General features: G+C 71.5%; 8 protein-coding genes, 1 rRNA gene and 1 pseudogene. 8 read left to right on the top strand and 2 right to left on the bottom strand.

Annotation, left to right across the window (positions count from 1 at the left end; all coding sequences use genetic code 11):
* Positions 1-789 precede the first annotated feature (789 nt).
* Positions 790-1,623, bottom strand: a complete 834-nt coding sequence (locus FZ103_RS00065; protein WP_155997914.1) for an oxidoreductase — start codon at positions 1,621-1,623, stop codon at positions 790-792.
* Positions 1,624-1,768: 145 nt separating this feature from the next.
* On the opposite strand from FZ103_RS00065, the gene acs reads away from it, so the two are divergent.
* From acs to FZ103_RS00030, 7 genes and pseudogenes are all read left to right on the top strand, one after another.
* On the top strand, positions 1,769-3,748 hold the full coding sequence (gene acs, locus FZ103_RS00060; protein WP_186355581.1) for an acetate--CoA ligase: 1,980 nt from the start codon (positions 1,769-1,771) through the stop codon (positions 3,746-3,748).
* A gap of 268 nt (positions 3,749-4,016) precedes the next feature.
* Positions 4,017-4,454, top strand: coding sequence for a phage holin family protein (locus tag FZ103_RS00055; RefSeq protein ID WP_255429673.1), 438 nt, complete (start codon positions 4,017-4,019; stop codon positions 4,452-4,454).
* A gap of 22 nt (positions 4,455-4,476) precedes the next feature.
* The gene (locus FZ103_RS00050) at positions 4,477-5,388 is read left to right on the top strand and encodes an alpha/beta fold hydrolase (protein ID WP_186355579.1); all 912 of its coding nucleotides are present in this window, start codon (positions 4,477-4,479) and stop codon (positions 5,386-5,388) included.
* A 126-nt stretch (positions 5,389-5,514) separates the two neighbouring features.
* Positions 5,515-5,952, top strand: a pseudogene (locus tag FZ103_RS00045) (DUF309 domain-containing protein); the annotation flags it as partial.
* 247 nt (positions 5,953-6,199) lie between these two features.
* Complete coding sequence (locus FZ103_RS00040) at positions 6,200-6,751, top strand: GNAT family N-acetyltransferase (RefSeq protein ID WP_343233312.1); 552 nt, start codon at positions 6,200-6,202, stop codon at positions 6,749-6,751.
* 672 nt (positions 6,752-7,423) lie between these two features.
* Positions 7,424-9,826, top strand: a complete 2,403-nt coding sequence (locus tag FZ103_RS00035; RefSeq protein WP_394350060.1) for a sodium-translocating pyrophosphatase — start codon at positions 7,424-7,426, stop codon at positions 9,824-9,826.
* A 275-nt stretch (positions 9,827-10,101) separates the two neighbouring features.
* Positions 10,102-10,575, top strand: coding sequence for a histidine phosphatase family protein (locus tag FZ103_RS00030; RefSeq protein WP_155997910.1), 474 nt, complete (start codon positions 10,102-10,104; stop codon positions 10,573-10,575).
* A 118-nt stretch (positions 10,576-10,693) separates the two neighbouring features.
* Here the strand turns inward: FZ103_RS00030 and FZ103_RS00025 are convergent, their stop codons facing one another.
* Positions 10,694-11,377, bottom strand: a complete 684-nt coding sequence (locus tag FZ103_RS00025; RefSeq protein ID WP_155997909.1) for a haloacid dehalogenase type II — start codon at positions 11,375-11,377, stop codon at positions 10,694-10,696.
* 836 nt (positions 11,378-12,213) lie between these two features.
* Here FZ103_RS00025 and FZ103_RS00020 point away from each other — a divergent pair.
* A 16S ribosomal RNA gene (locus tag FZ103_RS00020) occupies positions 12,214-12,409 on the top strand; the annotation flags it as partial.

Raw genomic sequence — 12,409 nt, 5'->3', positions numbered from 1 at the left:
AGTTCCGCTGATGCCCGTCGTTTCCGCCCGGTGATGCCGGGGCGTCGGTCCGCCCGCGGGGCACCGCGGCCCGGGGGCGATGCCGACCGCACCGGGAGAGCAGATGACGACGGCCCCCGCCGGGGGGAAGCGGGGGCCGTCGCACGGTCCGGCTCTGGGGGGGAGAGCCGGTCCGTTCCCGGATAAGTCTCGGTGGCCGGGCGTCCGCCCGACCGCACGCGTGGCGGCTCGGGGCCGCGTCACGCCATATCGTCACACAAGCGCGAAAACAGCACCAGATCCGAACAAGGGGTATTCCGACGATCGAACGCGCGCGCTGAGGGGAACGCTGAGGGGGCGCGGCGCCTCACGTGGGTAATAGGTATAGCACGGGACGCTACCACGGCGAATTGGCTTCCTGTCGAGATCTTTGACCCGCGGGGGTCTTTTCAGCGTGCGCCACCGGGCGTACAAAGGAAGGACAAGGTGGATTGGTGATCCACCGAACACGGAAGCCGGGTACCCACGCGTCACCAAGCCGCGGGAGGCTCGTCCAGATCAGGGAGCGATCGCTGGTCGGACTATGAGTAAGCACGCATGATAGCCCGGTGCTCCGTGGCAGCGGCGGTGCCCCGGCTCGGACTCCGGTTCGGGCGGGGCATCGTCTTTATTTTGCGCTTTGGTCCCAAATCGGGCATATCAACACGTTTTTCGGCGGTTAAAAGTAACCGGATCGAGATAGGGGTGCCGGTCCTGGCACCCGCCTTCTCGGTGTTCCCGGCGGCCCGGTCGCGGGCGGCGCGCGCCCGCTCATCCCCGCTGCAGTGCCTCGCAGGTGGCCAGCGAATCGCGAGCGCCGGCGGCGACGGCCCGGCAGCAGAAGGCGACCCAGTCCCCGACTCCCTCGGGGGTGGCGGTCAGGTAGCCGCGCAACGCGGGGCCGTACTCCTCGTGCAGTTCCAGATAACCCAGTTCGGTGGGCACCAGCGACTTGGGGTCGAGCCCGCGCGCGATCAGGGTCAGCCGCTCGGCGGCGCGCGCGATCATCCCGTCGCCCCACCCGAACGGGCGCAGGGCGGCCAGTTCGCCGTGTACCACCGCGCCCACCACGAGCGCCGGCACCGCGGCGCGCGCGGCCAGCAGGCCGTCCAGCGCGTCGAGCCGCGCCGCGACCTCCGCCGCCCCGGGCGCCGGCCCCACGCCGAGCGGATCGCGGGCGGGTTCGGATCCGGTCCGCGGGCGGCCCAGCTCCTCGGCGCCGGCGCCGTCGGCCGCCGCGAGCGCGTGCAAACGCGCGAGCACCTGTCGGGGCGCCTTGGGCCAGGTTTCGGCGAGCAGGCCCAGCTCGCCGGAGACGCGCAGCGCACCCTTGATGCGCGGGTCGCCGCTGCGGCCGGCGCGGACCTCCTCCAGGCCGGCGTCGGCGCCGTCGAGCACGGCCGAGGCGCGGGCCCCGCGCAGCGCGGACTCCATGGACACGTCGCTGCTGCGCCGGCGCAGGATGCGGTGGCCGAGCAGGCGGTCGACGACGGTGCGGGTGTCGGCGACGGCCGCACCGACGCCGGGGAGGTCGGCGACCCGCTGCAGGGGCTCTTCTGCGTTCACGCCATCAACCCTACTCACGGGTAATCGATGTCCGTCCATGGCCCGGGAAGGACCGCCCGTCCCCAGGGGTGACCGCCCGTCCACAGCCCGGGAGCGGCCTCTTGTATGTGCCGCTACCAGTTGATGAAGTGGGGTCCACCACACGATATGTTCTGTGGGACCGGATTAGTAAGGAGACTTAACAGTGGCTGAGACTCCCCAGGGGCAGGGTCAGGAGACACTGTCCAACCTTCTTCAGGAGTCCCGGAGCTTCCCGCCCCCCGCGGATCTCGCCGCAGACGCGAACGTGCAGGCCGACGCTTACGACGCCGCCTCCGCCGACCGGCTGCGGTTCTGGGAGGACCAGGCCCGCAGGCTGCAGTGGGAGCAGCCGTGGAGCAACGTACTGGAGTGGAACCCTCCGTTCGCCAAATGGTTCACCGGCGGCAAGCTCAACGCCGCGGTGAACTGCGTGGACCGGCACGTCGACGCGGGCCGCGGCGACAGGGTCGCCTTCCACTGGGAGGGCGAGCCGGGCGACACCCGCACCATCACCTACGCCGACCTGAAGGACATGGTCTGCCAGGCGGCCAACGCGCTGCTGGAGCTCGGTGTCGGCAAGGGCGACCGCGTCGCCATCTACATGCCGATGATCCCCGAGACCGTGATCGCCATGCTCGCCTGCGCCCGCATCGGCGCCGTGCACATGGTCGTCTTCGGCGGCTTCTCGGTCGACGCCCTGGGCACCCGCCTGGACGACAGCGAGGCCAAGCTCGTCATCACCGCCGACGGCGGCTACCGCCGCGGCAAGCCCAGTTCGCTCAAGCCGGCCGTCGACGAGGCCGTGCGCGACCGCCCCGCCGTCGAGAACGTGCTCGTGGTGCGGCGCACCGGCCAGGACGTCGACTGGAACGAGGGCCGCGACGTCTGGTGGCACGACATCGTCGACCGCCAGCCCGCCGAGCACGCCGCCGAGGCCCACGACGCCGAGCACCCGCTGTACATCATGTACACCAGCGGCACCACGGCCAGGCCCAAGGGCATCCTGCACACCACCGGCGGCTACCTCACCCAGGTCTCCTACACCCACTGGGCCGTGTTCGACCTCAAGCCCGAGACCGACGTCTTCTGGACCGCCGCGGACATCGGCTGGGTGACCGGCCACTCCTACATCGTCTACGGCCCTCTCTCCAACGGCGCCACCTCGGTGATGTACGAGGGCACGCCCGACACCCCGCACAAGGGGCGCTTCTGGGAGATCGTGCAGAAGTACGGCGTCACCATCGCCTACATGGCCCCCACGGCCATCCGCACGTTCATGAAGTGGGGCGACGAGTACCCCGCCCAGTACGACCTCTCCAGCCTGCGGGTGCTCGGCTCGGTCGGCGAGCCCATCAACCCCGAGGCCTACATGTGGTACCGCACCCACATCGGCGGCGGCCGCACCCCGATCGTCGACACCTGGTGGCAGACCGAGACCGGCGCGATCATGGTCAGTCCCATGCCCGGCATCACCCACGGCAAGCCCGGCGCCGCGATGCAGCCGATCCCGGGCGTGGTGGTCGACGTCGTCGACGACACCGGCGCGTCGGTGCCCAACGGCGGCGGCGGCTTCATCGTCGTCCGCGAGCCCTGGCCGTCGATGCTCCGCGGCATCTGGGGCGACCCCGAGCGCTACCAGAAGACCTACTGGTCGCGCTTCGAGGGCCTGTACTTCCCCGGCGACGGCGCCAAGCGCGACGAGGACGGCGACCTGTGGCTGCTGGGCCGCGTGGACGACGTCATGCTGGTCTCCGGCCACAACATCTCCACCACCGAGGTCGAGTCGGCCCTGGTGGCCCACAACAAGGTCGCCGAGGCCGCCGTCACCGGCGCCACCGACCCGGTCACCGGCCAGGCGATCGTCGCCTTCGTCATCCTCCGCGGCGAGGCCGGCGAGGGCGGAGCCGACCTGGTCAAGGAGCTGCGCGACCACGTCGGCGCGCACCTGGGGCCCATCGCCAAACCCCGGCAGATCCTCGTGGTCCCGGAGTTGCCCAAGACCCGCTCCGGCAAGATCATGCGCCGCCTGCTCAAGGACGTGGCCGAGAACCGCGAGCTCGGCGACGTCTCCACGCTCACCGACGCGCAGTCGATCCAGACGCTCAAGGAGGCGTTCCAGGAGAGCGGCAAGAGCGACGAGTAGCCGCCTTCACGGCGGGCAGTGTCCCAAGCACGGTGTTGGCGGCGGCGCGTCGCCCGATCGTGCCGCCGCCTCGACAGACCGGTCCCGCATCCGGCCGAACCGGGCCGGGCGCGTGCCGGTCCCCGAGGCGGCTGCACCCCGGAGCCTCCGCCTGTACAACCCCGCGCCCGGCGGCGGGCGCGGGGCTGTACGCGGCGTGTGGAAACGCGTGTGACGCGGGATGTGCGAGGATGCTGAAGACGTCTGCCGAGTGAAGGGAGCAGTCTCCATGCCCGAGACCCGGTCGGGTGGCCAGGAGCCTGAGGAGTTCGACGCCGCCGAACACTCCCTGGGCGAACTCGTCGACGAGGCCAAAGACGGCGTCAAGCGCCTCGTGGGCCTCGAACTGCAGCTGGCGAAGCTGGAGTTGTCCCGCGACGTCCAGAAGATGGCCATGGGCGCCGGACTCGCCATGGGCGCCGCGGTGCTGGGCCACATGTTCCTCATCCTGGTGGCGATCACGATCGGCCTGGGCATCATGGCGCTGGGACTGGCGCCCTGGCTCTCCTTCCTCATCGTCACCGCCGCATACCTGCTGCTCGCCGGGCTCATCGGCTTCCTGGGCCTGCGCCAGTTCCGCAAGCGCCAGGGCTTCCCGCGCACCAGCGCCACCATCGCCGAGTCGATGGCGCTGTTCCGCGGCGGCGGCCGCTCCTCCGGCAGCTGACCCGCTGCGGCCCCGGTGAGCGGTGACTGACGAGACGGCCGTCCTGATCGACGGCCCCTGGACGCACCGGACCGTGAGCGCGGCCGGCACCCGGTTCCACATCGTCGAGGCCGGCGAGGGGCCGCTGGTTCTGCTGCTCCACGGATTCCCGCAGTTCTGGTGGTCCTGGCACGGCCAGCTGAGCGCACTGGCCGGCGCCGGATACCGCGCCGTCGCCGTCGACCTGCGCGGCTACGGAGCCAGCGACAAACCCCCGCGCGGCTACGACCTGATCACTCTCGCCTCCGACGCCGCCGGCCTGATCCGCGCGCTCGGCGAAGCCGACGCGGTCGTCGTCGGACACGCCACCGGCGGCCTGCTGGGCTGGACGATGGCGGTCTACTTCCCCAAGACGGTGCGGCGCCTGGCCGTGCTGTCCATGCCGCACCCGCGGCGCCTGCGCGCGGCCATGGCCACCCGCGGCCAAGGATGGGCGAGCCGCCACCTGCTCGGCTTCCAGCTGCCGATGGTGCCCGAGCGCCGCCTCGTCGCCGACGACGCCCAGCACGTCGCCGACATGCTCCGCGCCTGGTCGCGGCCTGGCTGGCCCGATCCCGAGACCGAGCGGCACTGCCGCGACGCCTTCCAGATCCCCGGAGTCGCGCACTGCTCCCTTGAGTGCCACCGCTGGCTCTTCCGCTCCCAGCTGCGCCCGGACGGCGGCCGCTACATGCGCCGGATGCGCCGCCCCGTCGGGGCGCCGACACTGCAGCTCCACGGCGCGCTCGACCCCGTCGTGCTGCCCGCGGCGGCCCGGGGGTCGAGCCGCTACGTCGAGGCCGCCTACCGGTGGCGCCTGATCGAGGGCGCCGGGCACTTCCCGCACCAGGAGCGCCCCGATCTGTTCGACCCCGCGCTGCTCGGCTGGCTGGCCGCCCCCGAACCCGAGACCTGAGCACCCCGCAGACCCCGCCCCCGCCTGCCCGCCGGCACGCATACCGGGGTGCACAATGGGCACAGCGGTCAGCAGAGCACGACCGGTGCAAATGGCAGTCGGAGCGGTAGATCAGGAGCGGCGAGCATGAGCGACTCCGCGTGGGCCGAACGCGACCGCAACCCGCAGGGCAGGGCGCAGAACCAGCGCCCGCGAGACCGCTTCGGGCGTCCGCTCCCCCATGGCGCGGAGGGCGTGCCGCGCATTCCCGACGACGCCGAGTTCACCCCTCAGGAAGGGCTCGACGAGGCGCAGCGCCTGCTCGACGACGGCTACGCCTTCCACGCGCACGAGGTGCTGGAGGCCGTCTGGAAGTCGGTCGCCGAACCCGACAGGGAGCTGTGGCGGGGCCTCGCCCAGATCGCGGTGGGCCTGACCCACGCCCAGCGCGGCAACCGCGTCGGGGCGGCACGGCTGCTGCGCCGCGGCGCCGAACGCGTGGTCGGCTACGGCCCCGAGGCCCCCGACGGTGTCGACGCCGTCGGGGCCGCGGCTTTCGCCAGGTCCGTGGCCGACCGGCTGGAGGACCTGGACCACATGGAAGGTGAGGACCGGGTCGACACCCCCCAGAACCCCAACGAACCCGATGCCGACGCCGGATCGGTCGGCCCGGCCGGATCCGGCGGCCCGGGCGGGCGCGAGACCGCGCAAAGCACCGAGGATCCGCAGAGCCCCGTCGGCCCCGACATCGCCCGCGACGCCCCGGCCATCGACACCAGCGGCCTGCGCCTGCGCCGCGGCGACGCCCGCCGCGGCTGAGGCCGCGGCACCCGTGGCAGGGGACACGCCCCCGCGGACGTCGCAGGCGGGCGTCCTGGAGCCCGAGGCGATCGGCACGCAGCGTCTGGACCTGTCCCCGTTGCGGCTCGAACACGCGGCGGAGATGGCCGCGGTCCTGTCCGATCCGGCCCTCCACGCCTTCATCGGCGGAACCCCGGACACTCCGGCGGAGCTGCGCGCGCGGTACCGGCGCCGCCTCGCCGGATCGCCTGATCCGGCCGTGTCGTGGCTGACCTGGGTGATCGTGCTGCGTTCCTCCTCCTGCCTCACGGGGACCGTCCAGGCGACCGTGTCGGCCGGGGAGCGCGGCGCCGGCGCCGAGGTCGCCTGGATGGTGGGCACCGCATGGCAGCAGCGCGGCATCGCGAGCGAAGCGGCCCGGGCGCTTGTGGCCTGGCTCCAGCGCAGGAACGTGCGGAGGGTGATCGCCCACATCCACCCGGCCAACAGCGCATCGGCCGCGGTCGCGACCGCCGCCGGCCTGGCTCCGACCGCAGAGCGGAGCGACGGCGAGCTCCGCTGGAGCCGCGACCTCCGGCCCTGATCCCGGCGCCGGTGGACGGGCGGCCCCCGCGGCCCCGAGCAGCACCCGCCGGGCGTGCCCTGCGACACATCCGTGCCGAAACGGTGGCGGCGCCGGTTCCCGATGCGGTTGGCTGAGAGCAGACGGGACGGCCCGCCGCACCGCGGCCCCGGCCCCCGCTTCCAGCGCCGCGCAGCTCGGCAGGAGCGCGCGGCTCCCGCACGACCGCGAGACGCTCCGCCGGTCGGCCGCGCGCGTCCTGAGCCGCCGCAGAACCGCGCTCTATCGCCGTCTTCCTGCCTTTATGTGTGTTTTACGCCGATTAATCACTTTAATATCCTTTTGCGTAAAATGTAAGGAAGGCGGGTATTCCCGCGGAAGATCCGCATTCTCAGATCACTTTGCGATCACATATCCGCGCGGGGAAGGCGAACTCCCCGACCCGCGCTCACGTTTTGCCATACCGGTGCGTAGAATCCCCGGACACCGTTCTCGCTGGACCCAGCGAAACGGCGAACGCAACCGTGTTGGTGGCACCCGCAGGACCCTGCCGGGCGTGCCGTCGGGCCTGGTGACAGGTTGGGAGGCGGCCGCACGACCCCGCGGGGGCCAAAACGTGCCCGTCTCTAGGAGGACGGATTGTCTGGGCTCACCCAAGCCGCCGATGGCGGCCCGGCCCTGGCCTTGGACGGCATGAATTTCACGCTGGTCGTCGTCGTGCTGGCGGTCGCGCTCCTCGCGCTCGCCGTCGCCGGATGGCTGGTCCGTGAAGTTCTCGCCGCAGGCCAGGGCACCGAGCGGATGCAGAACATCGCGCGTGCCGTCCAGGAAGGAGCGGCGGCCTACCTCAAACGCCAGTTCCGCACCCTGGCCGTATTCGTCATCGTCATCCCGCTGCTGCTGTTGCTGCTGCCGGCCGACGATCTCGCGGTGCGGATCGGACGATCGGTGTTCTTCGCCCTCGGCGCCGGCTTCTCCGCCCTGACCGGCTTCATCGGCATGTGGCTGGCCGTGCGCGGCAACGTCCGCGTCGCCGCGGCCGCCCGGGAAGGCGGCGAGGCCGGAGAGCACGCCGCGATGCGGATCGCCTTCCGCACCGGCGGCGTCGCCGGCATGTTCACCGTCGGCCTGGGCCTGCTGGGCGCCGCCGTCGTCGTCCTCCTCTACCGCGGCGACGCGCCCAACGTCCTGGAGGGCTTCGGCTTCGGCGCGGCCCTGCTCGCGATGTTCATGCGTGTCGGCGGCGGCATCTTCACCAAGGCCGCCGACGTCGGCGCCGACCTCGTCGGCAAGGTCGAGCAGGGCATCCCCGAGGACGACCCCCGCAACGCCGCGACCATCGCCGACAACGTGGGCGACAACGTCGGCGACTGCGCCGGCATGGCCGCCGACCTCTTCGAGTCCTACGCCGTCGTCCTCGTCGCCTCGCTCATCCTCGGCCGCGTCGCGTTCGGCGTCGAGGGCCTGGTCTTCCCGCTGCTGGTGCCCATGATCGGTGTGATCACCGCCATCATCGGCATCTTCATCGTCGCCCCGCGCTCCCGCGACAAGACGGCGATGTCGGCGATCAACCGCGGCTTCTTCGTCTCCGCCGTCATCTCCGCCGTGCTGGTCACCGTCACCGCGTTCGCCTACCTGCCCAGCAGCTTCTCCGGCCTCACCGGCATCAGCGAGGAGATGCAGGCCCTGCCGGGCGACCCGCGGTTCGTGGCCGTCGGGGCCGTGCTCATCGGCCTCGTGCTGGCGGCCGCCATCCAACTGCTGACCGGCTACTTCACCGAAACCGACAGGCGCCCCGTCAAGGACATCGGCGAAAGCTCCGAAACCGGCGCGGCCACCGTGATCCTCTCGGGCGTCTCCGTGGGCCTGGAGTCGGCCGTCTACTCGGCGGTGCTCATCGCCGGCGCCGTCTACGCCGCCTTCCTCGTCGGCAGCGCTTCGGTGACGCTGAGCCTGTTCGCGGTGGCCCTGGCGGGCACCGGCCTGCTGACCACGGTCGGCGTCATCGTCGCGATGGACACCTTCGGCCCGGTGTCCGACAACGCCCAGGGCATCGCCGAGATGTCGGGGGACGTCGAGGGCCGCGGCGCCGACGTGCTCACCAGCCTCGACGCCGTGGGCAACACCACCAAGGCCATCACCAAGGGCATCGCCATCGCCACCGCGGTCCTCGCCGCAACGGCGCTGTTCGGCGCGTTCCGCACCGCGGTCGAAGAGGCCCTCACGTCCATCGGGCAGGACGCGGGCACGTTCAGCCTGTCCATCGACGAGCCCAACGTGCTGGTCGGCGTGATCATCGGCGCCGCGGTCGTGTTCCTGTTCTCCGGCCTGGCGATCATGGCGGTCGGCCGCGCGGCAGGGCGCGTCGTCGTCGAGGTGCGCGAGCAGTTCCGCAACCGCCCGGGCATCATGGACGGTACGGAGAAGCCCGAGTACGCGCGCGTCGTGGACATCTGCACCCGGGACTCGCTGCGCGAGCTGGTCACTCCGGGGCTGCTGGCGGTGCTCACGCCCATCGCGGTCGGCTTCGCCCTCGGCTACGCCCCGCTGGGGGCCTTCCTCGGCGGCGCGATCGCGGCCGGCGCCCTGATGGCGGTCTTCCTCGCCAACTCCGGCGGCGCCTGGGACAACGCCAAGAAGCTCGTCGAGGACGGCCACCACGGCGGCAAGCACTCCGAGGCCCACGAGGCCACGGTCATCGGCGACACGGTCGGCGACCCGTTCAAGGACACCGCCGGCCCGGCCATCAACCCGCTGCTCAAGGTGATGAACCTGGTCGCACTGATCATCGCGCCGAGCGTCGTGATGTTCGCCGACAGCTTCTTCCTGCGCGCGGGGGTCACCGTGGTCGCGGTGGCCGCCATCGTCGGCGCGATCGTGTGGTCCAAGCGCCGCAGCGGCGACGCGGGCGCCCCGGACCGCCCCGCCGAGCAGGGCGGCGGCCCCGAGGCGGGCTCCGCCGAGAACGACGGGAGCGCGGAGCTGGGCTCCGCCGAGCAGACGGCCGACCCGGCCGCCGACGGCTCCGCCCCCGCCACCGAGGAGTCCGAACGCAAGGAGGAGGCGCGCGCCGCCGACGGCGGCCGCGAGGAGTGACACCGGCCTCCGCGACACTGGGGCGCGGGTGCCCGGCTCGACTCGGCCGGGCGCCCGCGCCCCTCGTTCTGCCAGGTCGAAGCCTGCTTGGCGGTGCGGGCGGCCGTCGGTGCCGAGGCCGCCGCGTACAGTGTCGGCGACCCCCTAGGCTAAGCGGCGAAGGACCGCGCGGAGGGAAGTCACCCGTTGTCAGGAATGAAAGGGCTGGCCGCCATCGTGGGAGCCATGCTCGGCTTCATGGCGTTGATCGCGATCGTGGCCACGGTGCTGTCGCCATGACCAAACGACTGATCGTGCTCCGGCACGCCCAGGCCGAGCCGCTGATCGACGGCTCGGACCACGAGCGTCCGCTGACCGCTCAGGGCCGCGAGCAGGCGCGCGCGGCGGGTGCCCACCTCGCCTCGGGCGGCCTGTTCCCCGACCACGTCCTGTGCTCGACGGCGCTTCGCGCCCGGGAGACCGCCGAACTCGTCGCCGATGCCTTCCCGAACTCCCCTGCCGTCGAACAGGAGCGCGACCTCTACAGCGCCGACGTCCCCGCGGTGCTGGAGCTGGTGTCGCGGACCGATCCCGACGTGCAGAACCTACTGGTCGTGGGGCACAACCCCACCATGGCGCAACTGGTCGCCGCGTTCATGCCCGACGACCCGCTGGACTCCTTCCCCACCGCGGGCCTGGCCGTCGTCGAGCTGGAGGTGGAGTGGCTCTACGCCGCCCCCGGCACCGGCGCCGCCCGGCTGCTGACCTGACCGGCGGCGGTACCGAGGCACCCGCCGCTCTCCCGCTGGGCAGTCGCGGGCACGGCCGGAGCCGGAGCGGTACCGCCGGCCAGCTGCCGGGGGGCGCCGCCGGCGAGCGGGCCGCGCGTCAGGCCGACGTGAGCTCCAGCAGGCCGGTGGCGACGTCGGCGAGGGTGTCGCCCGTGGCGTCGGGCGGAGCGAACACGTCGCCGTACTCCCCTTCGAGTCGGCGGCACCAACCGGACAGGCACCCCGCACGTTTGGCGCCGTGGCAGTCCCAGGCGTGCACGGCGACGAGGGCCATGTGCTCCGGCGGAGTCTCCAGCGCCTCGGCGGCCGCGCGGTACACCCCGGCGGCGGGCTTCCACACGCCGGCCTCCTCAGCGGTGACCACCGCCTCGACGAAGCGGTCCAGGCCCGAGGACGCGAGGAACGCCGTGGTCGCGGCCCGGCTGCCTTGAGTCAGGCAGCCGATGCGCACTCCGGCTTCGTGCAGTCTGCGCATGGCCGGCTCTGCGTCGGGATGTGCCGGAAGCTCGCCGAATCCGTCGAGGATGTGGGTGATCTCGTCCTCGGAGACCGTGTTGCCGGACGCGGTCCGCAGCGCCTGCCGGGCCACCTCCGGGAAGGGACGCAGGTCTCCGCTCAGCGCCAGGGCCATGCAGTCGCGCTGAGCGCGCAGAAACCACGGCCGCAGCAGCTCCGCCGGCTGGCCGGCGTCCGTGAAGCGCCGACCGAGCGGATCCAGATCGATCAGCGTCTCCAGAACGTCGAAGGCGACGGCGTAGGGATGGAAGGGATGAACGGCCATTGTTCGTCTCCCGCGGTTGCCTCGAAGCCGCCTCGGATCGGTGAGCAGGACCACAACCGCGGCGCCGGCGGGCGGCGGGCACCGGCGCCGCTTCGGCGCCCAGCAGGGCCTTCAATGGAGTTTCCCCAGCGCACGGGTGTCCTTCCGGTTTCGGAGAGGACGACTGAAGGCCGTCATAAGGGCTCTCGCCCGAGCGGAACCTCCCCAAACATCCCGTGCCGCCGCCCGATCGGACGGAAAATCGGGCCTCCTGCGAGTTGGCGTCTGCGCGGAAGACGGCTATAGTCGGTCGAGCCGCTGCGGCCCGGCCGATTGTGCTGGGCTCCGCGAGGCGGCCTTCACCCGGTCCTCGACCGTCGCTCGACGGTTCGGACCGCATCCGTTTGGTTCGTTCACCGGATTCCGTATGGCAGGATTGATTCCTGCCCGCCGGATGCGGTGGGAATTGCGCGGATGTATCGGGTTTCTGGAAATTCACCGCGATTTGGTGGGTTTGCGGGGGTCCTGATAACGTGAAGGCATAACACAGCGGATCGGTTCCCGCCCCGGGATTTCACCGGGAACGGGGTTCGGGTCCGCGGGGAGATTCCGTCTCTTGGGAAGAGCCTGGGGAGCCTGCCGGTTGGCGGGTTGGGGCTTGTGCCGGATGAGCGGTTGCTTCTTGAGAACTCAACAGCGCGTGTTCAACTTTGTGCCAAGTTTGTTTTGGCCCCGTGGGACCAGCCCTCCTGTATGGGGTGTGGTTCCGGGGTTCCTTTGATGGGCCCGGGTTCGCCTCTCGGTCGCGGTTTGCGCGGTCGGGTGGGTTTTTCCGGGTCGTGTCAGGGTTCAGACCTTTGATGGAGAGTTTGATCCTGGCTCAGGACGAACGCTGGCGGCGTGCTTAACACATGCAAGTCGAGCGGTAAGGCCCTTCGGGGTACACGAGCGGCGAACGGGTGAGTAACACGTGAGCAACCTGCCCCCGACTCCGGGATAAGCCGGGGAAACCCGGTCTAATACCGGATAGGACGCCCTGTCGCATGGCGGGGT

The organism is Streptomonospora sp. PA3, assembly GCF_009728995.1.
Taxonomy (GTDB): domain Bacteria; phylum Actinomycetota; class Actinomycetes; order Streptosporangiales; family Streptosporangiaceae; genus Streptomonospora.
This window is presented reverse-complemented; position numbering and strand designations above follow the sequence as displayed.